This window comes from Emcibacter sp. SYSU 3D8 (genome assembly GCF_039655875.1).
Taxonomy (GTDB): Bacteria; Pseudomonadota; Alphaproteobacteria; order SMXS01; family SMXS01; genus RI-34.
On sequence record NZ_JBBYXK010000001.1, the window covers coordinates 834805 to 856644 of the forward strand.

Consider the following 21840-nt stretch of genomic DNA (forward strand, 5'->3'; position numbering starts at 1 on the left):
CGAACGCAATAGCAGGCGTTGCTGGATGCTCCCCTGTCGTCGGCAGGACGACGGCGGCACGCCAGATACGCCACCGGCAGGCGAATGCCGGCCGGCCTGAAGGCCGCAAGGCGTCCTCCAGACCGGTTGCCATGTCGCGAATTTCTCGACTGTGGGCTCAGACCGGCTCACAAAGAGCAAGGTAACTGCTCGCGGGCGGGTGACCGAGGAATGTCGCGCCCAGCTGTTCATAGTGCCGGTACGATATCAGCGCATGGTTTGCCGCCTGCTGCGCGTCCCGCAACTGACGCTCGAGCGGGCTGTCCATCCGGCACCCGGTGGTGGCTGCCGTGTTGTTGATCATGCTGACGACTTCCCGGCAGGTCTGGGCGGCATGGGCGCAGGCCAGCAGTGCCGGCCAGAAATATTCCCATTCCGGCATCAGGCGGCCGCCCTTCGCCGGCAGCGGCCCGAGATGGTCCTCGAGCCGGTCCTGCGTTTCCATGACGAAGCTGCGCACGGCCATGAGCTTGGCCTGCGCCTCGCCGACCCGGTACTGGACCACGGATTGATCCTTCAGCGACGTGCTGAGGCCCCACGGCACCTTGCCCATGGCCAAGCCGATGAAATTGTCGATGGCGCCCCGGCACACGCCCAGCGCCACCGCCGCCTTGTTGTAGATGGCATGGGTCGGGTTCCGGTAGGTCGGGTTGTCCCAAAGCTCGCTGGGCGCCAGCGATCGACCAGGCAGGAGATGATGGGGCGGGACATAACAATCCACCATCCGCACGTCGTGGCTGCCCGAGCCGCGCATGCCGGATGTATTCCAGGTATCGACGATTTCGAATTCGCCCTTGGGGATCATGAACGAGGCCTGGGCGGTCTCGCCGGTTGCCTCATCGACGCACATGGGACCCATCAGGTAGTTCCATGTAGCGTTCTGACAGCCGCTGGCAAAACTGCCCTGATAGTTCAGGCGCCAGCCATCTCCGTCCCGCCGGGCCTTGCGCCCCGGGTTGGGCCCGTTTGCCGGACCATGGCCTGAGCACACCAGCGCATACCAGTCGTCGAAGATCTCGGTCGCCAGCGCCGGCCCCATCTGGCGGATGACCAGGGCATTGATCTCGGACGAGATCTGGACACACCAGCCGACCGATCCATCGATGGCGGCTGCCGCCTCGACGATCTCGATCTGCTGGCGCGCCCGAAGATTCTCGCCGCCAAGCTCGGCGGGCAATGCATAGCGATAGAGCCCGATTTCCGCCATCTCCTTCGACGCCCACCCCGGCAGGTGCCGAAGCTGCTGGGCCTCGTCCCCCGCCGCAACGAGTGAGTCCCTGATGGACGCGATCCGCTCGAGCATGGGCGTCTTCGAAATCGCTCTCTGGCGTTCGATAATTTCAGCTTTGACCATTTACGTGATGTCTCCCCGATTCTCCGTCTGGCGGAGGCGATGTATGCGCGTTGTGAGGTCGATAGGTGTGTGGAACACCGACCGTTTGGGATTAGAGCCTGCGCCAGGCGACCGCCCATATTCCACCGGCCACCCCAGCGGGGCAACGGTGACACCCCCTGCCGCCTTTGGCCAGCAAAGCGATGCGGCGCGGCCGTCGTCCCGTTCCGCGGACGTTTTCGGGCGCAGCGCGTGGATCATGATGTATTGTCGCACCGACCCCGCCGCACGGACGCCCCGGTCGCGATTTGAGGTCTCGGCACGGCCGAGTAGAATTTACCGGGTGTCATTCAGGGGAAAATTGTGGAGCCAGACGGGAACTCCACCAATTTCGCAAACCCTAAGATTTCTGCGAGTTGCGGGCCGTCGAAACGGGCCTCGAAGGGCCATTGTGTAACGATCTGTGTAACGATGGCAAGGTCTGATAGCCCCGTAGCCACTGGCCAACAGTCAGGCACGCCCCGACACAGTCGCCCCAACCCCACCATCTCAAGCCCGCGAACAGATACACTGCTGCGCCCATATCGAGGTCGATGACGTGGAGCGCCAAAGTTCCTGACCGGCTGGCGCAAACCTGTAACGGGCTTCAGGTCGCTCTCTCGCGCGACGAAGGAAAACGATCACAAGCACTGAAGTAAGTTTTTCGACGCATCAGAACCACGCTCTGACGCCGAAGGTCAGGAACCAATCGCCCGCCTTTTCACCGTCCAGCCTCTTCAGGTCGGCTGTCTCGCCAAACGCCCGCTCGTACTCGATGCCGACATAGGGCGCGAACTCAGGCCGGATTTCGTATCTGAGCCGCACCCCCAGTTCCGCTTTGTTGAGGCCGCTCCCGAGTTCGAGTTCCGGCACCTGCTGGGCGCTCAGTTCCAGTTCGGCTCGCGGTTGAAGGATCAGCCTCTGCGTAATGCGTAGGTCGTACTCCACCTCGAGCCTGGCGGTCAGGTCTCCCTTGTCCGAGAGAAACAACGCAGCGTCGACTTCGAGCCAGTAAGGCGCAAGACCCTGGAGGCCGAGCACGAGATGCGTCCGTTCCGGATCGGGCCGAAAGTCGTGGCGCGCGCCGGCCTGGAGATTGAACCAGGGCGTAACGGCGCGACTCCACAGCACCTGTACTTCAGCGCTCTCGACGCCACCGGAAAACTCTCCTTCGCCCTCCGTCTTGAGCCAGACCTTGTCTATGTCGCCGCCGTACCAGGCTTGCGCGTCCCAGAGAATGACGTCGTGTCCGCCGCGAACCCGACCTTCCAGACGATCGATCATCACCTTGTAGGCCTTGCCACCCCCGTGCATGCGGTGAAGCTCGCGCCGCGAGGCCTCCATCGACGATGCACCGAACACGGTATCGGCAGCATGTGCCGGTCCTGCGCTCGCTTCAGCCGGGGCCGGGCCGGAAGGTACGGCCGCCCCCTCGCCATCACTCGCTGCGGGTGAGTGACCCTCGTGCTGGTTCGTAGGCTCGGCGTGGGGCGCCGGCTCTGTCTGATGATCCATCCCCTGATGGGCGCCATGGCCGTCCGCGCCCGGAGACAGAGCGGGGCCGGCGTCGCCGGAGGGAGCAGCGTCCATATGCCCGGGTTCAGGGTGCACCATCGGAGCGGGCTGACCTTGTCCCGTGGCGGGCGCGGTGCCGTGCCCCACATGCCCAGCGTGCGGGTTGACCGGTTCCTCCGGCGCCGCATGGCCCTGGTGGCTATGCTGCGCCAAGGCCGATGTCGCCATCGCAGTCCAGACAAGCAGTGCGGCTAACGTCCTCATGCGGCGCCTCCATCGAGAGGCCGCACCGTGACGACGCGCATCATGCCCGCGTGCATGTGGTAGAGCATATGACAGTGAAACGCCCAGTCGCCCGGCGCATCGGCCGTCAGATCGAGGCTCACCTTCCCGCCGGGCAACACCATGACCGTGTGCTTGAACGGCTGGTGCGCGCCATGGCCGTTGACGATCTCGAAGAAGTGGCCATGCAGGTGCATCGGATGCGTCATCATCGTGTCATTGATCAGGGTGAGGCGCACACGCTCATTCCGGGCAAGACGGTAAGGCTCGGGGCGCTCGCTGAGCTTCTCGCCGTCGATCGACCACATGAAGCGCTCCATGTTGCCGGTCAGATGGATCTCGATGTTCCGAGACGGCACTCGCCGATCGGCGCGAGGTGCGAGTGAAACCAGGTCACGGTAGGTCAGCACCCGGTGGCCCACGTCTTCCAGACCGATGCCCGGTTCGCCGGTGCGATCGACCGGGTTGGGCGAGATCATGTCGACGCCCACGCCGGGATCGAACGCGACCTTCGACTCATCCCGCATGTCCATCTCATCATGGCCGGCCTTGGCCTCACCGGATGCAGCATGCGCATGTGCTCCGCCATGGGCACCATGATCCATGCCCATGTCCTTCATGCCGAGCAGGGGCCGCTCGCGCAGCATCGGCACCGGCGCCGACATTCCCATCCGCGGCGCCAACGTCGCGACCGCCATGCCCGAACGGTCGATGCTCTCGGCGACGACCGAGAACGCCTGGTCAGTATCAGGCTGCACGATGATGTCGTAGGTTTCGGCGTTGCCGATCTGGAACTCATCGACGGTGACGGGTCGAACATTCTGCCCGTCGGCCGCCACGACAGTCAGGGGCAGGCCGGGAATGCGGAAGTTGAAGATTGTCTGGGCGGCGGCGTTGATGATCCTCAGACGAACGCGCTCGCCTGGCGAGAAGAGCCCCGTCCAGCGGTCAACCTGCCCATGTCCATTGATCAGGTAGTCGTACGCGGCACCAGTCACATCCGCGATGTCGGTCGGATCCATGCGCATGCCGGCGAACATGGCCCTGTCCTGCTGGGTCATGCCGCCCGCGTCGCGCAGCCTGCCGGCGATGGTCTGCTTTTGCCGGTTGAAGAACCCGCCCTTCTGCTTCAGCCGCGTGAAAATCTCGTGCGGGTGCATGAAACTCCAGTCGCTCAGCACCAGCACGTGCTCGCGGTCGTACTCGACCGGATCTGCTCCGTCCGGATCGATGATCATGGGGCCGTAGTGGCCCATCTGCTCCTGAAGACCGGAGTGACTGTGATACCAGTAGGTGCCCGATTGTATGACCGAGAAGTCGTAGGTGAAGGTCGCGCCGGCGGGTATGCCTGGGAAGCTGACGCCCGGCACGCCGTCCATCTCGAACGGCACGAGAAGCCCATGCCAATGGATCGACGTATCCTCGTCGAGGCCATTCTCGACATGAATGCGCACGCGCTGGCCTTCCCGAAGACGTATCAGCGGCGCGGGCAAGACCCCGTTGAGGGTGATGGCATGACCCGTTCGTCCTTTGAGCGAGAACGGGCTGTGACCCACCCGAAGCCTGAACTCATTTCCTGACAGCAGCGGCATTGCCGGGCCGAGGCCGGGCGACCCGGAGCGTGCCCACGCGGGCATCAACCCGCTCAGGGCGAGCCCGGCGGCCGTGGCGCCCAGAAGCCCGCGCCTCGTGATCAAGCGGCTCATCGTACGCTCCTTGTCTTGCGTTCAGTCCAAGTCCATCGCGCGAAGGCGCAACGAGTTCCCAATGACGCTGACCGAGCTGAGCGCCATGGCCGCCGCCGCCACGATCGGCGAGAGCAATATTCCAAAGGCAGGGTAGAGCACTCCCGCCGCGATCGGGATGCCGGCCACGTTGTAGGCGAACGCGAAGAACAGGTTCTGGCGGATGTTGCGCATGACTGCCCGCGACAGGTGGCGGGCGCGCACGATGCCCGTGAGATCGCCCTTCAGCAGGGTGACGCCGGCGCTCTCCATCGCCACGTCGGTACCCGTGCCCATGGCAATGCCAACGTCCGCGGCGGCCAGCGCCGGTGCGTCGTTCACGCCGTCGCCGGCCATCGCCACGACCCTGCCCTCGGCCCGCAGCCGAGCGACGACGCGGGCCTTGTCCTCCGGCAGCACCTCGGCCTCGAACGACGTGATGCCAAGCCGGCGCGCCACTGCCTCGGCGGTCTTGCGGTTATCGCCAGTGAGCATCACGACCGCGACGCCCACCGCACTGAGCGCATCGATCGCCTTGGGGGTCGACTGCTTGATCGGGTCGGCGATACCGATGGCAATCGCCGTACGGCCGTCGATAGCAACGAAGATCACGGTCGCACCGTCCGACCTGAGACGATCGGCCGCCGCCTCCAGCAAGTCCGTTTGAGCGCCATGCTCGGCGAGCAGACGGCTGCTGCCAATCACGATTTCCTTGCCAGCAACCGTGCCTAGAACGCCCTTGCCGGTGACAGACTGGAAGCGTGACGGCTCTTCAAGCGTGAGACCCCGTTCGATCGCCGCGCGCACCACAGCCTCGGCGAGAGGGTGGGCGCTGGCACGATCGACACTCGCGGCCAGCCGCAACGACTCAAGCTCGTCGGCGTCGGGAGCGGCGTGGATCGCCACCACCTTCGGCTTGCCCTCGGTGAGTGTCCCGGTCTTGTCCACGACCAGCGTGTCGATCTTCTCGAAGCGCTCCAACGCCTCGGCGTTCTTGATCAGCACCCCGGCCTGCGCGCCGCGGCCCACGCCGACCATGATCGACATTGGCGTCGCCAGGCCGAGAGCGCAGGGGCACGCGATGATCAATACCGAGACGGCGGCAATCAGTCCGTATGTCAACGCGGGCGATGGTCCGTAGATCGCCCACGCCACGAAGGCCACCACCGCCGCCGCGATGACGGCGGGCACGAACCATCCGGAGACAATGTCGGCGAGGCGTTGGATGGGCGCTCTGCTGCGCTGCGCTTCCGCGACCATCTGCACGATCTGCGCAAGCATGGTGTCACGGCCCACACGATCCGCCGTGATGACCAGGGCGCCTGTCTGGTTGATCGTGCCACCGATCACCTTCGACCCGTGCTCCTTCTCCACAGGCAGGGATTCGCCCGTGACCATGGCTTCATCGACTGCGCTGGCGCCATCGACCACCGTGCCATCGACAGGCACCTTGTCGCCTGGGCGCACACGTAGGCGATCTCCCGCGACCACATGCTCCAGCGGGATCTCTTCGTCAGAACCGTCAGCGAGTATCCGGCGGGCCGTCTTGGGCGACAGGTCGAGCAGCGCCCTGATCGCGCCGCCCGTGCTCTCCCGCGCCCTCAATTCAAGCACCTGCCCCAGGAGAACCAGCACGGTGATCACCGAAGCGGCCTCGAAGTAGACCGAGACGGCGCCGCCCGGAGTCCGGAACTCCGCAGGGAATATCCCGGGCGCCACCGTGGCCACGATGCTGTAGAGCCAGGCGACGCCGGTGCCCATGGCAATCAACGTGAACATGTTCAACTTCATGGTGCGCAGCGAGAGCCCGGCGCGCTCGAAGAAGGGCCAACCGGCCCACAGCACCACGGGCGTCGCCAGGCCCAGCTGGAGCCAGTTGCCCAGACTCTGTCCTATCAGGTGGTTGAGGCCGAGGAAGTGCCCGCCCATCTCCAGAACCACGACGGGCAACGTGAGCGCGAGGCCGATCCAGAAACGCCGCGACATGTCTGCCAGCTCGGGGTTGGGGCCTGCCCCGGCCACCGGCATCATTGGCTCGAGAGCCATGCCGCAGATCGGGCAGGAACCCGGGCCGTCGCGTACGACCTCGGGATGCATCGGGCAGGTCCATTGCATTCCCGCCGGCACGGTCGCCGGATCAACGACGGGCGCCGCACTGTGATGGCCTGAATGGCCATGTGCCGCGGCCGCCTCGGTGCCGCCATGACCGCCATGGCAGGAGCCAGTTACTCCGCCATGCGAATGGTCGCCGCTACCATCATGGGCGCCCGGCTTCGGTGTTGCCTTATCGACCTTGCAGCCCGAGTGGTCGTGTGAGCTCATCGGAAATTCCCTTGTCTGGAGAGGGCTCCCTACATACCCTATGGGGGTATCTTATAAACCCCCTGGGGGTATCTGACAAGCATGAATGCGACAACCAAAAAATCCTGCCAGACGAGGCTGCGGCGCATCGAAGGCCAAGTCCGCGGGATTGGCCAGATGATCGAAGGTGACCGGTATTGCATCGATGTCCTGACCCAGCTGCTGGCGGTCAAGGCAGCGCTCAAGCAGGTCGAAGACGAGATCCTGAAAGATCACATCAGCCACTGTGTCGCTAACGCCATTCTGAGCGGCACTGACGAGGCTCGGAACGAGAAGATCGATGAGCTACTCGATATGCTCGCGCGGTCTCGTTGACAGACAGTGACCGGCCCCTTGAGCGAACGCTTGGAGTGCAAAGGGCTGATCGTCTCCGGAGTGTGGGGTCAAGCTGTCGCAGCGTCCTGCTCAGCCTGGGCACCGCAGTGGTTGTTGCAGAGGCGTTGCACCCGTCGCTCATTGAACGTCTGCCGCCTCTGGCGTGACTTTGGCTACGCCGGCGGCGAACTGGGCGCTGGCATCATCGCCAACCTGTTCGGCCGCGTGGCCAAGCGGGGGCCACAGGCGCGCTGACGTTCGTTTCTGGAGCCATGGAAGTCGTTGCCATGGTCGAGACCAAGAGCCGAGGCTCCTCATCCGATGGCTGCTGGTGTTCATTACCTGAAGCCGTGTTTCGTAAGCAATCACACAGCCGTCCCGATATCCACAGGTGTTCTGGCTTTGCTAATGGGCGCGGGATCTTTTCCTCTAGACCTCCGCCTGAGCAGAACGAATGCGGCTGGAATGACGATCATCGACAGAAGCGGCGCTGTGATCATGCCGCCGACCATAGGCGCCGCGATCCGTTGCATTACTTCCGAACCAGTGCCCGCCCCCAGGAGTATCGGCAGTAGGCCCGCCAGAATGACTGCCACCGTCATCGCCTTGGGCCTGACGCGCAGCAGCGCCCCTTCTCGTACCGCCGCCAGCAGGCTGGCGTCGTCATCCTCTTCCGCCAGTTGTTTGCGTTCCCAGGCCGCCTTCAGATAGATCAGCATCACGATCCCGAACTCCGCAGCAACACCCGCCAGGGCGATGAAGCCCACCGCTGTCGCCACGGATACCGCGTGCCCCAACAGCCAGATCAGCCAGAGCCCCCCGGCCAGCGCAAATGGAAGCGTGATCAGCAGGAGCAGCGCTTCGTCCCAGCGACGGAACGTCAAATAAAGCATCACCAGCACGATGAGCAGCGTTGCGGGTACGACCAGCCTGAGCTTGCTGGCTGCGCGTTCGAGATATTCGAACTGCCCCGACCACGACACCGCGTAACCTGCAGGCAACCTCACGTTGGAAGTAACCTTTGCCCGCAGGTCCGCCACGACAGACGACAGGTCACGCCCCCGTACATCCACATATACCCAGCCCGACGGTCGGGCATTTTCGCTGCGAATCATGGCGGGGCCATCTGTAATGCCAATTTGCGCAATGTCGCCAAGCTGGATCAGGCCCCCGCCCGGCAACGGCATGTTCAATCGACGCAATCCATCGACAGAGTCACGGATCTCGCGGGGATAGCGAACGTTCAGGGAGTAGCGCGCGAGGCCTTCAACTATCTCGGTGACGGGCTCGCCGCCGATAGCCGTGGCTATAAACGATTGTACGCTCGCCAAGGTCAGCCCATAGCGGCCTATTGCCGTGCGATCTATCTCGATGTCGACGTATCGGCCACCGGCCAGCCGTTCGGCAAACGCCGAGGTGACGCCAGGCACGGATCGAACAACATCTGCAATGTTGGCTGCCAGGCTGTCAATGGTCACGAGATCCGGGCCGCTGACCTTGATACCCACCGGGCTCTTGATGCCGGTGGCCAACATGTCAATACGGTTACGGATTGGCGGCACCCAAACGTTGGTAAGGCCCGGCACCCGCACGGCCGCGTCTAACTCGCTCACAACCCGGTCCATGGTCATGTCAGGTCGCCATTGTTCCCGGGGCTTGAGCCGCACCGTGGTTTCGAACATCTCCAGCGGCGCTGGATCGGTCGCCGTGTCCGCCCGCCCGGCCTTGCCCATGACCGAGGTGACCTCGGGCACGGTCATGATCATCCGATCGGTCTGCTGGAGCAGCTGCGTCGCCTTGCCGATGGAGAGCCCGGGCAGCGCCGTGGGCATATAGAGCAGGTCGCCTTCATCCAGCGGCGGCATGAACTCGGAACCAAGCCGCGTCAACGGAACGACCGACACCGCCAGGATGACGGCCGCGAGCAACAAGGTTGTCCTGGGGCGGCGCATCGTCCAGTCGAGGCAAGGCGCATAAAGCCGCGCCAGCACGCGGTTGACCGGGTTCTCCGCCTCGCTCCTGATACGTCCCCGGATCAAGTAGCCCATGAGCACGGGCACCAGAGTGATCGACAGACCGGCAGCGGCGGCCATCGCGTAGCTCTTGGTAAAGGCAAGCGGGGAGAACAGCCGGCCTTCCTGGGCTTCCAGCGAGAACACCGGGATGAACGACAGGGTGATGATCAGCAGCGCCAGGAACAGCGCCGGCCCGACCTCGACCGCGGCGCTTGTGATGATCGCCCAACGCTGGGCAGGCGGAGGCTCCGCGTCGTCGTGCTGGAGGCGCCAGTGTTCCAGATGCTTGTGGGCGTTCTCGATCATCACCACGCTGGCATCGACCATGGCGCCGATGGCGATGGCGATGCCACCCAGCGACATGATGTTCGCGGAGAGGCCCTGCAGATGCATGACGAGGAAGCTCGCCAGTATTCCCAGCGGCAGCGTGACGATGGCAACGAATGACGAGCGCAGGTGGAGCAGGAACAAACCGCACACCAGCGCGACGATGATGAACTCCTCGATCAGCTTGTGTGTCAGCGTCTCGACCGCGCGGCCGATCAGGTCGGAACGGTCGTAAGTGGTCACGATCTCGACACCCGGTGGCAGGCTCTTGCGTAGCGTCTCGATCCGGGCATGAACCGCCTGGAGCGCGTTCCAGGCATTCTTTCCCGACCGCAAGACAATGATGCCCCCGGCAACTTCACCTTGCCCGTTGAGTTCCGCGACGCCCCGGCGCATCTCCGGGCCGACTTGTACGGTCGCTACGTCGCCGACGCGAACGAGGCCACCCGTCGATCCGGTCTTGACGGCCGTGCTAGCGATATCAGTGCCGCCGGTCAGGTAGCCGGGGCTGCGCACCATGTACTCGGCTTCGCCCAGTTCAAGCACCGAGCCGCCGGCCGATTCATTTGCTCCCTTGAGCGCCGCTATGACATCCGCGGCGGTGAGCCCGACATTGAGCAGCCTGACCGGATCGAGCAGCACCTGATATTGCTTCACCATGCCGCCCAGACTGGCAACTTCGGCGATATCGGGAATGGTCTTCAGCTCGTAGCGAAGGAACCAGTCCTGCAGCGAGCGAAGCTGCCCAAGGTCGTGGCCCCCGGTTCTATCGACGAGCGCATAGGTGTAGATCCAGCCCACACCGGTGGCGTCCGGCCCCATGGCGACGCGAGCCGATGGCGGCAGCCGGTTCTGCACCTGCGCCAGCGACTCCAGCACGCGTGAGCGAGCCCAATACGGGTCCGTGCCGTCTTCAAACAGGATGTAGACGAAGGAGTCACCGAAGAACGAGTACCCCCGCACGGTCTTCGCGCCAGGCACCGACAGCATGGTCGTCGTCAACGGGTAGGTGACCTGGGTTTCGACCAGGTCGGGAGCTTGGCCGGGGTAGGTGGTACGCAGAATGACTTGCACATCGGATAGATCAGGCAGTGCGTCCAGCGGTGTCGCTCGGATACCCCAGATCCCCCCGGCCGTGATCGCCGCCGCCGCCAGCAGCACAAGGATGCGGTTGTCCACCGACCACCGGATGATCGCGGCAATCACGGTTCGTCTCCCACGCCGGCGGGGCCCGCAACCGGCTCGAGCCAGGTGACGGTTGGCGACTTTCCGGCATCCATCTTGAAGCGGAAGCGCACCGCCGTGCCTAAGGGCACTGTTGTCTTGATGTCAGGCGCGAGCGCAAACGTCATGGTCATGGCCGGCCAGTCCAATGCAGCCACCGGTTCGTGGCGCAGGGTAACAGCGTCAGCCGTCAAGCCGGTCACCACGCCATTGCCCTCATAGCCAACTTTCGCTGCGGGAATGGGGTCCGGTCGTGTCGGCGTTTGCACCCGTTTACCCGCCGCTCGCAGGTTGGATTCGGAATCGATCAGGAACTGCGCCGAGCTGACAACAGTCGCTCCTTCCATCAGGCCCGAGCGCACCTCGGTCTGGCCGTTGATCGTCCGCCCTGCGTCGATCTCGAGCGGCACAAATCGTCCCGCGTCATTTTGCGCGTAGACAAGCGTGCGTGTTCCCGTGCGGATGATCGCCTCGTCGGGTACGGCCAGCACCTGTTCTCCGGCACCCTCCTCAAAGACAACCCGAGCCGTCATGCCCGGCACCAGCGTCAGGTCACGGTTGGAAGCCTCAAGCCGCACGCCTCGCGTACGCGTCACGGGGTCAACGGCGGGAAGAACGGCGACGACCTTGGCCGTGATCGGCATGTCCATCAAACCCGGTGCCAAAACGGAGGCGGTATCCCCAGGATGGATCGAACCGGTACTCGACTCGGGAAGCGCCGCCTCGATCCAGATCGGAGACAGTGGTGATATCCTTGCCAGCATCTGTCCGGGGGCGACGGTCATTCCCTCTCGCGCTCCCAGCTCTCGAACGATGCCGGAGGCCGGTGCGTGTTGTACCAATGTCAGGTCGGGTGCCAGCCCTTGTTCAGCCTTTTCAATGCTGGCTTGATCGACACCAAGAACCTTGAGTCGCCGTATTGCCGCCTGACGGAGTGGCGCAAGGTCCGATGAACCCGATTGGTTGAGAACTTGATATTCGCGCAGCGCGGCAAGCAGCTCCGGGTTTGTGATGGTAAGAAGCGGATCACCCCGCCTTACCGTCGCGTAGTTGCCGGAAACATGCACGCTGACGATGGTTCCGGCGGTACGTGCCTGTAGCAGAACGTCGTTGCCTTCCGGTACGCCGACGGTGGCTGGCGCCTCGATTGAAAATCCGAACCGCTGACGCGAGGCCTTGGCCGTGCGTAGCCCCAGGTTCTGCGCCATTGCAGGGTCTATCTTGACACCGGCAGCGGCTTCTTCGTCTGCGTAGACTGGTACCAGGTCCATGTCCATAAACGGCGACTTGCCCGGTTTGTCGAAGCGCTGGCCCGGCACCATCGGATCATGCCAGTAAAGAACCTGCTTGCTGCTCTCGCTGCCGGCCTTGCCAGATGACACCGATAATGGGGGAGCGCCGTATGGCGCTGTACGATGACCGATCCAGTAGCCGAAGCCCGCTGCGGCGAGAACGCCCGCCCCGGTAACCAGAACCTGAAGTGTCCTGCGGTTCATTGGCTTGCCTCATTCGTCCGGAATAAAGATCGCGTGCGGTCGGCATCAAGCAGCATCAGGCTGACCCAGGCGCGACCGAGATCACCCAGCAGCGCCAGCCGTTCCCGCCCGACGTCAATCTGGTTGCGATCAGCCTGGATGGCGTCATCGAGACTACCGGTTCCCGCACCATAGCGAGCAGCTGCTAGATCGGCCTGTTGCCTGGCCAACGGCACCAGTGCGTCGTCAAAGCGCCGCAACCGGTCTGTCGCCGACTGCCATGTCGCCCACATGCCGCGGATCTCGGCCAAAGCCTTGCGGCGCGCAGCCTCGACCTTCGCCGCGGCAGCTATCTCACGCGAGTGGGTTGCCTCCACCACTCGATCCTGCCTCGCGGCCCGGTTGATGGGCAGCGGCACGGAGAACATCAGCGAGACCATCTGCGATCTGTCACCATCCCGTTGGCCGAAACCGAGTTTAGCCGTCCAGTCGGGATGCCGCTCCGCCCGCATGACCGCGGTATCGGCTTGGGCGGCGCGCAATGCCGCAGCCGCAGCCAGAACGGCGGCGTGTGACTGAACCAAGACCTCAAGCTGAGCGGGATCGGCTGGCGCCATTGTGAAATCTGGCAAGGTGCCGCTGGGTTCCGGGTCAGCCACAAGCGTCCACCGGAAAAGCGCTGCTTTCAGGGAGCCAATCCTGGCATCCAACTCGGCGTGTTCGTTGTCATGTTCCAATAATGCCTGACGGGCGGCAATGGCATCTCCGGCGGGCATGGTAGAGGAAGCAACACTCGCCTCCGCACCGGCGATGAGAGTGGTCAGCAGGTGCCTATCCTGATCCAGCAGGTGCTCTTCGTGCTTGGCCAGCAAGAGCGCGAACCAGTTCGTGGCCACCTCCTGAAGTATCCCCAGTTGATCTGCGTCCGCCTGCGCCATGTTGACGGCGCCTCGAAGCTGCGCCCGTTCGGCGCGGGCCGCGCGCTTTGACCGGCCGACCCACTGCTGCGACAGCCCAATGGTCTTCATTGTCATGTCAGCGCGGTTGAAATTGAATCGGTCAGCGCCTGTGAATGGCAGGTTCTGAATGCCGGCCGACAATACCGGGTCTGGTAGCTGTTGGGCCGCCTTGGCGTCTTCGCTGGATGCCGCGACCTCGGCACGCCCCGCCACCAGACCCTGACTTTCCTGATCGGCTAACCTCAGCGCCTGCGACAGACTCAAGGGTGCCGCTCGCGCCTGCCCCCCCACAGCCCAGACAAACGCCAACAGAACAAGCGTGGCGATTCCGCACGAGGCGGGCCATTCCCTTCGCGTCATGGTTTCCTCCAAGACATGAGCAGAAGGCACCCGGCTTTGTCCGGGTGCCTTGCGCCTTTGTGTTACTTCGCCTCGAGGATGACCTGACCGCGAACGGGGGCAGCTTCACCAGGAATTTGCGCCTCGATGGTGACCGCCCAGCGCCCTGGCATGGAAAGGGTGGTCGAGAACGCGTACCGGGATGGGTCAGCCGAGCCGGCGGGCACAATCTTACCCGTCATTTCCGCCATTCCGTCAGGCCCCATGTCGACCCGCGTCGCCGACACCTTTGCGCCGGTCACCGGGCGCATGTCTGGCCCCATGATCTGAACCGTGAACGTGGCGGGGGCTCCGGCCTTCACGGCCATAGGCTGGGCGGTGAAGTGGTAGACAGCCTTCGTGGCGGCATCCTGCCCGGCAGCTGCGGTGGTGATGGCGCCAAACAGCGCGACCAGGACGAGCGCGCCCTGTATCAAGATACGAGACATGGTGATCCTCTTGCTTTGAACGATGGTCATGGAACCGGCGGCGCACTTGGCCGCCGACGAACATCGTTCAGGCGCTGGGAGGATGGGTTGGGGGTTTTGGTGTCACGTCGGTCCAGGCCGATGGCCGAAACACGGCTTCGCTGCGCTGGAGCTCGTGATCAGCATCGCTGACGGAGATCACCACGACCGCCGAACTGCACTTGTTGAAGCAGGTCATATCCGATGCGCAACAGTCCGGCTTATTGCCGTGGCTGGATTTGACGGGTGACTGGTGGCAGGGCGAGTGACCCGCGTCAGCATTCATAATGCCGCCCTTAGACGACATATCCCGCCAACTGTCCGCATGCGCCGCAACAGATGATTGCACACTGGCTACCGCGAAGAGCAGTCCTGTCAAAAGCAGCAACCATCGCGCATATTTTAGACGGCACATCACACACTCAATATCGCATCGCGCCGCCAATGATGGCAAGCCGCTCAGTGTACGCCTTAAGCCGTCTAGGAGAAGTCAGTCGTTATCCCTACAGAACCTCAATAGATTGCCCCGGGAACGGATCGCCCCCCCGCCACGCCACCGTCGATGTTAACCGGGTACGTGGCGCGGGATATTTACTCCGATGTACGGATCCATCATTCAGCACGACCCTTGAGGAGGCGGCTGGCCTCCCGGTGGGAGGAGGAGCTTGAGTTTCCCACATACGCTTCCAATATCCGGCCACCTCGGGCCTAGCTCGGTATGGAGACACCAGTTAAGTCAGTTGCCGCTACGGGCGCTTCCTGGGAACCGGAATGATCATGCGTACCCGCGTGCGGTATTGCACGTAATCTTCCCCCAGCCCCGCGACCAGGTCACGCTCCTCGAAATGCAGCGCGACCAGGATGTAGAGGGTCGTCACCACCGCGAACAGCAGGTGGCCCAGCGTCATCGAAGGTGTTGCCCAGAACGCGATGATGAACCCGAGCATGATGGGATGGCGCACTATCCGATAAAAGGCCACCATCTTGAACGCCATCGAGGGTGCCTTCCGCCCGCGCATATTGTGGAGCACCTGTTTCAGGCCGAACAGCTCGAAATGGTCGATCATGAAGGTCGACAACAGCACGATGACCCAGCCCGCGAAGAACAGCCCCACCAGCAGATCGTGGGCAAGGGCATTGTCGACGATCCAGATCGGTTGTGTCAGAGGCCGCCAGAGCCAGAACAGTAGGATCAGTGCCAGGCTCGATAACAGCACGTATGTGCTGCGCTCGATCGACTGAGGCACGATCCTGGTCCAGGCGGTCTTGAAGCCGGGGCGAGCCATGACGCTGTGCTGCACGGCGAAGACGCCGAGCAGTAGCAAGTCGATGGCGATCGACGGAACGATCGCCCCCATCACGCCGGAGTCGATCGTCTTCGGCACCAGACCGTCTATCCGGTAGTTGCCGACAAAGGCGATGGAATACAGGAACGTCACGAAAAACAGGGCGTAGCAGGCGATGCCGTAAACAAGTGCGAGAATTCTACCCATGGTGTCCTCCTCTGGCTTGGCCATGTTGAGCGATCCCGTCCCCGGCAGGGCGACGGCTGTTCGAAGAATCTCCTCGCCGCGCGTATCTACGCTACCGGCAGCCCGGCGGCCCTCCATTCGGGATAGCCATCCTCAAGCCGGCGGGCCTGGAACCCGCTGCTGCGCAACAGGGCGACAGCCTCGAAGGCGAACACGCAATAGGGGCCGCGGCAGTAGGCGACGACCTCCTGGCCTTTCGGGAGCTCGCGCAGGCGCGCGGCCAACTGGCGTAGCGGGATGTTGATGGAACCCGGCAAATGCCCAGCGTCGAATTCGTCCTCCGGCCGCACGTCGAGAACCGTTACCAGGTCATCCTTCATCCGTCGGGTGAGTTCGTCGCGGGAGACAGGCTCCATGGCGTCGTGTTCACGGAAGTAGCCGCCGATGGCCTCGCGCACTGCCGCCAGATTGAGTTCGGCGACGCGGCGTAGCGCGCCAAGAAGCTCAATGACCTTCGTGTCGTTGACCCGGTAGAGAATGCGCTTGCCGTCCCGCCGCGAGGCGAGCAGACCCGCCTGGCGCATGAACCGAAGGTGCTGGGATGCGTTTGCGACCGACAAGCCTGCCCGTTCCGCCAACGCTTCGACGCTCTTCTCGCCCTGGGCAAGAAGCTCGAGGATTTCGACCCGGTGCACATGCCCGAGCCCCTTCGCCACCTCGGCGACTCCGGTCAGCACGGTTTTCTTCGCGTTGTGGATTGACATCCGAGACTGCCTCAACAAACATTCAACTCATTAATTGAATGATTCTGGGCGCCGTTGTCAAGCCTGCGTCGGCATGGCCTTCGGTGTCCATTCCCAACCCCAGCCAGTCGGTAATGCCATGATCCTGCGCCAATACCTGCATAGCGACCCCGTCGGCCTGTCCTATCTGTTCGGTTGCGGCGGCAAGGCCGCTGGAGCCGTCGTCGATCCATTCGGCGACGTGGGGCGGTATATTCGCGCCGCCGAAGAAACTGGCATGCGGATCCTTTATGTCATCGACACCCACATTCACGCCGACCACGCCTCGGTTGGCAGGGAACTGGCCCGGGCCGCAGGCGGAGAGTACGTATTGCACGCTCGCGCCGAAGCGGCGCCCCCGTTCAGCGGCGTCGATGACGGCGACGTGCTCGAGCTGGGCAACGTCTCCGTGAAGGTGCTGCACACGCCGGGCCATACCCCGGAGCATGTTTCCCTGCTCGTTACCGACCGCACGCGAGCCGACGAGCCCTGGCTGGTGTTCACCGGGCATACGCTGATGGTCGGCGACGTCGGCAGAACCGAGCTCGCGACCAGCGCCGAAGACGGTGCCCGCACACTGTTCCGCAGCCTGGAGGGGCTGAGGAAACTGCCCGACTATGTCGAGGTGCTGCCCGGCGCCTATTCCGGCTCGGTCTGCGGCCGCCGCCTGAGTGGCAAGACCACATCGACGATCGGCTTCGAACGCCGGTACAACGCCGCGTTCAAGGTCGGCGACGAGAGCGCCTTCCTCAATCTGATGACCAGCGACATTCCGCCACCGCCCGAGCACGCCGCCGAGCTGCGCGCCCGCAATGCCGGCCTCGTGGTGGTTTGACAAGGCCGACGGCAGCTCCACTCGCATTATCCAGACCAAGGCCACCGAGATGAAAGTGCTGTTCATCCTGAACGATCCTCCCTACGGCACGGAGCGCTGCTACAACGGTGTCCGACTGGCGAACGCGATGGTGCGCAAAGATCCGGCTGCGGAGATCACAGTCTTCCTGATGGCCGATGCCGTCGGGTGCGCCCGGAAGGGCCAGAAGACGCCAGAAGGATACTACAACCTCGAACACATGCTGACGCGGTTCACGACCGGCGAGCATACGCTGTTGCTCTGCGGCATGTGTATGGATGCGCGCGGCCTCGCTATCGACGACGTCATTGCTGGCGCGCGGCGAAGTTCGATGGAGGAACTCGCTGCCGCCACCCTGGAAGCCGACAAGGTGCTGGTGTTCTGAAGCCATTAGGAGACTTCCGGCGACAGGGTCGACCTCCACCCGGTAGCAAGATGACGAAGAGACATTCCCTATGATGGCACACGCACCCGGCGCGCCCGGCGGCATCCGGCTCGGGCTGCGGGAGAACTGGCGCCAGTTCTCCCTTCTCGTTCTGGTCAACGCCTTTGTCGGCGGCATGGTTGGCCTTGAGCGTACCGTCGTTCCCCTGATCGGCGCGCAGGAGTTCGGGATCGATTCCACCACGGTCATCGTCTCGTTCATCGTCAGCTTCGGGCTCGTCAAGGCGTTCGCCAACCTGGTCTCGGGCCACTTCGCCGACATCTACGGCCGCAAGCATATGCTCGTCCTCGGCTGGCTGGTCGGGCTTCCCGTGCCGTTCATGATCGCGTGGGCACCGAACTGGGGCTGGGTGATCGCCGCCAACGCGCTGCTCGGCGTCAGTCAGGGCTGTGCGTGGTCGATGACGGTGATCATGAAGGTGGATCTGGTCGGCCCCAAGTCGCGCGGGCTGGCGGTGGGCCTGAACGAATTCGCCGGTTATCTCTCCGTCGGTGTCACCGCCTTCCTGACCGGCTATCTCGCGCAGCGCTATGGCCTCAGGCCGGAGCCGTTCTACCTGGGCATCGGCTACGCGGTGCTGGGGCTGCTGCTGTCGGTGCTGCTGGTTCGCGACACCCGGGATCACGTCGGGCTGGAGATCGCGAACCACGCCCGGGAAGCTTCACCGATCGGGTTCCGGGAGGTGTTCCGGCGCGCGTCATACGGCGACCGCAATCTGTTCGCGGCCTCACAGGCCGGGCTGGTGAACAACCTGAACGACGGCATGAGCTGGGGCATCTTCCCGCTGTTCTTCACGTCGTTCGGCTTGGGCGTCGAACGCATCGGCATCCTGAAGGCGATCTACCCAGTGGTGTGGGGCGTCCTCCAGACCGTGACCGGCCCCTTGAGCGACCGCTGGGGGCGCAAGGGGCTGATCGTCGCCGGCATGTGGGTTCAAGCAATCGGGCTGCTTATGACTGCGTTGACGCAGAGCTTCGCCTGGTGGTTTGGCGCCAGCGTCCTGCTCGGCCTGGGCACCGCGATGGTCTATCCGACACTGATAGCCTCGGTCTCCGACGCCTCGCATCCTTCATGGCGGGCGCGCTCACTAAGCGTCTACCGCTTCTGGCGCGACCTCGGCTACGCCGTCGGCGCGCTGGTCGCCGGCATCATCACTGACCTGTTCGGTGCCGCGTGGGCGATCGGAGCCACAGGCGGGCTCACGTTCGTTTCCGGTGTCGTGGTAGCCGTTGCCATGGTCGAGCCCAAAAGCCAAGGCTCGAAGCAGCCGTGATCGGCTACCGCATCGACCTGGGCGCCGAGCTCGATGCAGCAGGCTCATCCGTTGAATTGAAATTGACGCGATCTGGCGCGAGCCGAGCATGTCGCGTGCGTCGACGCCGTCGAAAGCGCGATCAGCGTCGGGAGCCCGGGTTGCTGACTCAGGGACGCTTGCTGAGTGCGTGGTCGGGGTTTCGACGTGTGCGAGTAGCGCGAAACGTCAGCGCGCTTCAGTGATCTCTGAAACTGCTGGATCGCTGCCGTGCTTGATCGACTGGGGCCGACATGTCCGAGTCGATCGGCCCCTGCTGCGCCTTTCTGCCTGGCCAGGCATTGGCTCGCCGCGAAGTCGTCGGTTGACTGCTTCAGCGCCCGTTCCACTTTCTCGCGCCCGTCAGCAGCTTCACGCCGCAGGGCTTCCAGTTGCTCTTCTGGGTCTTGCTGAACGTTTCGATGCGGCCCGATCACGCTCGCCTGTCAGCGCATCAAGCGCTTTTTTCATGCGCTTTTTCGATCACTCCAAAGCCGCTGACGATGCGGGCGCGCGTCAAATAGGGAAGGGCGAAGCGATCCGTCAAGCCCGGCCAAGCTCAAGGCGATCGAAGCAGTCGGGGCATATGCCGTGGCTGATCATCACGTCGGGGGAACCGCCCCTCCGGTAGTATTCATCCGGTTCGATCCATTCGACATCGGAACCTGGCTCGGCCGGCCAGGCGACATCGTGGCAATAACTGCACAGCCGCACGATCTCAGGATCTCGCCCGGCTTCCGGGCCTTCTCCGCGGCTGGCGAAAAGCGACATGGGCGGCCTGGGAGCCTCCTTGAGTACGACAGACTGGTAAAGGATCGCCCCGGCCTTGCCTCCCTGCATCACCGGAGTTACCGACATGCGCATGAGCCGCTCGGCTCCCGGGGAGTCGCACCGATAGGTGTATGTAACTGTCACGCGCCGCCCAGAGGCGACTTCCCGATGCAGATGCTCCTGCACCTGACGTACCTCCACACCAGCGGTTTGCTTGAAGAGGTTCGATCCTACGACCGCCGCAGCAGTGCTCAGTTGCGGAGCGCCGTTCGCCGACGCAAAATCCGACCAGTTCCGCTCCCCGACAGCCAGTATGGTGCCATCGGGCGCGGTTAGGTAGGCCACGCCGTCCATCGCATTCAACAGCGCGCCAACATCCGCAGGTACAGACACCGGGGGCAATCCGTGAGCCTTGTCCGTCACGCGCCGCCTCCTTCCGAGCATATTAGATCAATACTATCGCGCGCCCACCTGGTCGTTACCACTCCCTTTTCGAAGCCGTACCGCACGGCCGGTCGAGCGAGGGGCAAGAGCCTCAATGCTCAACCGGCCGCCCGGCCAAACTTAATTGACGCTGATCTTGCGCGGCTTTGCGATTTCAGCTTTCGGCGGCACCAGGGTCATCACGCCGTCCGTCAGTTCGGCCCTGATGCCGTCCTGCTCGATCTTGCTCGAGATACGAAGCGCGAGGAAATCTAACCGTTCACGCGCCTGGAAATAAGGTAGACCTCACCCGCGCCCAAGGCCTCCAAGGAGACCACGATTCCTAAGCGCTATGCGCCGAAGAGCCGATACCGGAGCGGCTCCCGCACGTATTGGCTAGCCAGAAGCGCGCCACCCGATAGAGCCATGGTGCCTCCGGCGACGACGTCCGAGCCGTGCTAGCCGAGAACGCCGTCATGCCTCGCCAGAGCGCGTTGCCGGATCCCAGACAGTTTACAACGCACGAACGGCTTCGGGAGACGAGTCGATCAACATCCATGTGCCGAAAGCGAGACCAGCGCCGCCACCGATTGCTCGGCCGCGGCTGGCACGCACCATTTCCTGCTGGAGGTCGGTCATCGCAACTCTGTAGGGCACCGTATTGGGAGCGGTTGACCGCCCTGTCACGACCCCGCGGCGAATGAAGACCCCGCGACGGTTCGCGTAGTCGCGCAACCCCAGAATGATCTCCCGTCGATTGAAGAACGCCTGTTGCTGGCCTGTGCGTGCCGCCTCTCGAGCCATGAGGTCGATCTGGCGCTGGTATTTGCGGAGGTTTGTTCTCTGGGATGCTGGGGTGACGTCCTTGACCTCGATCCGGCCATAGAGGCCGGTTCGGCGATCTCGGAAAATCTGATCGGCATCCGTGCGATTCTCCCCTTTGCCCACCACGCGGCTGAGTTCCACCAGGTCGAAACGAGGATCGTTGTAGGTCGCGGTCGCATAGAGCAGTTCTCGTCTGTAACCCTTGGCTTGCGATCGGTTCGGTGACCGCTGTAAGAGAGCGAGCTTCTCGATACCCGGAATGGATGGATCGATAGAGCGTGTGCCCTCGAAGTTGCCGTATATCCGTTGGAGACCTCGCTCTCCGACTGGGCCTGTCCTGACGAGCGACCTCATCGCCTCCCGAGCGGGGCTAAGGTCGGATTGCCTGCCAGGAAACGCTCATGCCAAGCCTTCGCCTCTTGATACGTACGGCCTCTATGGAGCTGAGGCTCAGCCCGCAGAGGCCAGCTTGCGGAGAGAAGGATCAAGCACAACGTTACGGAGAAGGCCTTCATGGCACATAAT

General features: G+C 63.5%; 16 protein-coding genes. 4 read left to right on the forward strand and 12 right to left on the reverse strand.

What is annotated here, in order from left to right:
* Positions 1 to 157 precede the first annotated feature (157 nt).
* From WJU21_RS04020 to WJU21_RS04035, 4 genes are all read right to left on the reverse strand, one after another.
* Positions 158 to 1393 (reverse strand): acyl-CoA dehydrogenase family protein, encoded by a 1236-nt coding sequence (locus WJU21_RS04020; RefSeq protein WP_346322089.1) that lies wholly within the window; start codon positions 1391 to 1393, stop codon positions 158 to 160.
* A 690-nt stretch (positions 1394 to 2083) separates the two neighbouring features.
* A complete protein-coding gene (locus WJU21_RS04025; RefSeq protein ID WP_346322090.1) occupies positions 2084 to 3190 on the reverse strand; it encodes a copper resistance protein B in 1107 nt (368 codons plus the stop codon).
* Positions 3187 to 4914, reverse strand: a complete 1728-nt coding sequence (locus tag WJU21_RS04030; RefSeq protein ID WP_346322091.1) for a copper resistance system multicopper oxidase — start codon at positions 4912 to 4914, stop codon at positions 3187 to 3189. The genes WJU21_RS04025 and WJU21_RS04030 overlap by 4 nt, the downstream gene beginning before the upstream one ends.
* Before the next feature lie 21 nt (positions 4915 to 4935).
* On the reverse strand, positions 4936 to 7254 hold the full coding sequence (locus WJU21_RS04035) for a copper-translocating P-type ATPase (RefSeq protein WP_346322092.1): 2319 nt from the start codon (positions 7252 to 7254) through the stop codon (positions 4936 to 4938).
* Between the two features lie 81 nt (positions 7255 to 7335).
* On the opposite strand from WJU21_RS04035, the gene WJU21_RS04040 reads away from it, so the two are divergent.
* On the forward strand, positions 7336 to 7608 hold the full coding sequence (locus WJU21_RS04040; protein ID WP_346322093.1) for a metal-sensitive transcriptional regulator: 273 nt from the start codon (positions 7336 to 7338) through the stop codon (positions 7606 to 7608).
* A gap of 365 nt (positions 7609 to 7973) precedes the next feature.
* Here the strand turns inward: WJU21_RS04040 and WJU21_RS04045 are convergent, their stop codons facing one another.
* The 6 genes from WJU21_RS04045 to WJU21_RS04070 all read right to left on the reverse strand — a co-directional run bounded on the left by WJU21_RS04045 (position 7974) and on the right by WJU21_RS04070 (position 16689).
* Positions 7974 to 11156 (reverse strand): efflux RND transporter permease subunit, encoded by a 3183-nt coding sequence (locus WJU21_RS04045; protein ID WP_346322094.1) that lies wholly within the window; start codon positions 11154 to 11156, stop codon positions 7974 to 7976.
* Entirely contained in the window at positions 11153 to 12670 is a 1518-nt protein-coding gene (locus WJU21_RS04050; RefSeq protein ID WP_346322095.1) for an efflux RND transporter periplasmic adaptor subunit, read from the reverse strand. The genes WJU21_RS04045 and WJU21_RS04050 overlap by 4 nt, the downstream gene beginning before the upstream one ends.
* Positions 12667 to 13968 carry a TolC family protein gene (locus WJU21_RS04055; protein ID WP_346322096.1) on the reverse strand — a complete coding sequence of 434 codons (1302 nt, stop codon included), beginning with the start codon at positions 13966 to 13968 and terminating at the stop codon, positions 12667 to 12669. Before WJU21_RS04055 ends, WJU21_RS04050 begins: the two co-directional genes overlap by 4 nt.
* 62 nt (positions 13969 to 14030) lie before the next feature.
* A complete protein-coding gene (locus tag WJU21_RS04060; protein WP_346322097.1) occupies positions 14031 to 14465 on the reverse strand; it encodes a FixH family protein in 435 nt (144 codons plus the stop codon).
* A gap of 734 nt (positions 14466 to 15199) precedes the next feature.
* Entirely contained in the window at positions 15200 to 15970 is a 771-nt protein-coding gene (gene mddA, locus WJU21_RS04065) for a methanethiol S-methyltransferase (RefSeq protein WP_346322098.1), read from the reverse strand.
* A gap of 62 nt (positions 15971 to 16032) precedes the next feature.
* Positions 16033 to 16689 carry a metalloregulator ArsR/SmtB family transcription factor gene (locus WJU21_RS04070; RefSeq protein ID WP_346322099.1) on the reverse strand — a complete coding sequence of 219 codons (657 nt, stop codon included), beginning with the start codon at positions 16687 to 16689 and terminating at the stop codon, positions 16033 to 16035.
* A 118-nt stretch (positions 16690 to 16807) separates the two neighbouring features.
* Between WJU21_RS04070 and WJU21_RS04075 the strand changes: the two genes are divergently transcribed.
* The 3 genes from WJU21_RS04075 to WJU21_RS04085 all read left to right on the forward strand — a co-directional run bounded on the left by WJU21_RS04075 (position 16808) and on the right by WJU21_RS04085 (position 19278).
* Positions 16808 to 17542, forward strand: coding sequence for an MBL fold metallo-hydrolase (locus WJU21_RS04075; protein WP_346322100.1), 735 nt, complete (start codon positions 16808 to 16810; stop codon positions 17540 to 17542).
* 49 nt (positions 17543 to 17591) lie between these two features.
* Positions 17592 to 17945 (forward strand): DsrE family protein, encoded by a 354-nt coding sequence (locus WJU21_RS04080; protein ID WP_346322101.1) that lies wholly within the window; start codon positions 17592 to 17594, stop codon positions 17943 to 17945.
* Between the two features lie 70 nt (positions 17946 to 18015).
* Positions 18016 to 19278: an MFS transporter gene (locus tag WJU21_RS04085; protein WP_346322102.1), complete on the forward strand. Its 1263-nt coding sequence runs from the start codon at positions 18016 to 18018 to the stop codon at positions 19276 to 19278.
* A gap of 561 nt (positions 19279 to 19839) precedes the next feature.
* Here the strand turns inward: WJU21_RS04085 and WJU21_RS04090 are convergent.
* Both WJU21_RS04090 and WJU21_RS04095 read right to left on the reverse strand, forming a co-directional pair.
* Entirely contained in the window at positions 19840 to 20490 is a 651-nt protein-coding gene (locus WJU21_RS04090) for a hypothetical protein (RefSeq protein WP_346322103.1), read from the reverse strand.
* Positions 20491 to 21003: 513 nt separating this feature from the next.
* On the reverse strand, positions 21004 to 21669 hold the full coding sequence (locus WJU21_RS04095) for a hypothetical protein (protein WP_346322104.1): 666 nt from the start codon (positions 21667 to 21669) through the stop codon (positions 21004 to 21006).
* Between the last annotated feature and the right edge of the window lie 171 nt (positions 21670 to 21840).

Bases quoted from the DNA above. Each gene is read 5' to 3' on its own strand.
- WJU21_RS04080 (WP_346322101.1), top strand. From the start codon at position 17,592: ATGAAAGTGCTGTTCATCCTGAACGATCCTCCCTACGGCACGGAGCGC.
- WJU21_RS04070 (WP_346322099.1), bottom strand. From the start codon at position 16,689: ATGTCAATCCACAACGCGAAGAAAACCGTGCTGACCGGAGTCGCCGAG.
- WJU21_RS04085 (WP_346322102.1), top strand. From the start codon at position 18,016: ATGATGGCACACGCACCCGGCGCGCCCGGCGGCATCCGGCTCGGGCTG.
- WJU21_RS04060 (WP_346322097.1), bottom strand. From the start codon at position 14,465: ATGACCATCGTTCAAAGCAAGAGGATCACCATGTCTCGTATCTTGATA.
- WJU21_RS04055 (WP_346322096.1), bottom strand. From the start codon at position 13,968: ATGACGCGAAGGGAATGGCCCGCCTCGTGCGGAATCGCCACGCTTGTT.
- WJU21_RS04095 (WP_346322104.1), bottom strand. From the start codon at position 21,669: ATGAGGTCGCTCGTCAGGACAGGCCCAGTCGGAGAGCGAGGTCTCCAA.
- WJU21_RS04020 (WP_346322089.1), bottom strand. From the start codon at position 1,393: ATGGTCAAAGCTGAAATTATCGAACGCCAGAGAGCGATTTCGAAGACG.
- WJU21_RS04025 (WP_346322090.1), bottom strand. From the start codon at position 3,190: ATGAGGACGTTAGCCGCACTGCTTGTCTGGACTGCGATGGCGACATCG.
- WJU21_RS04075 (WP_346322100.1), top strand. From the start codon at position 16,808: ATGATCCTGCGCCAATACCTGCATAGCGACCCCGTCGGCCTGTCCTAT.
- WJU21_RS04050 (WP_346322095.1), bottom strand. From the start codon at position 12,670: ATGAACCGCAGGACACTTCAGGTTCTGGTTACCGGGGCGGGCGTTCTC.
- WJU21_RS04035 (WP_346322092.1), bottom strand. From the start codon at position 7,254: ATGAGCTCACACGACCACTCGGGCTGCAAGGTCGATAAGGCAACACCG.
- WJU21_RS04040 (WP_346322093.1), top strand. From the start codon at position 7,336: ATGAATGCGACAACCAAAAAATCCTGCCAGACGAGGCTGCGGCGCATC.
- mddA (WP_346322098.1), bottom strand. From the start codon at position 15,970: ATGGCCAAGCCAGAGGAGGACACCATGGGTAGAATTCTCGCACTTGTT.
- WJU21_RS04030 (WP_346322091.1), bottom strand. From the start codon at position 4,914: ATGAGCCGCTTGATCACGAGGCGCGGGCTTCTGGGCGCCACGGCCGCC.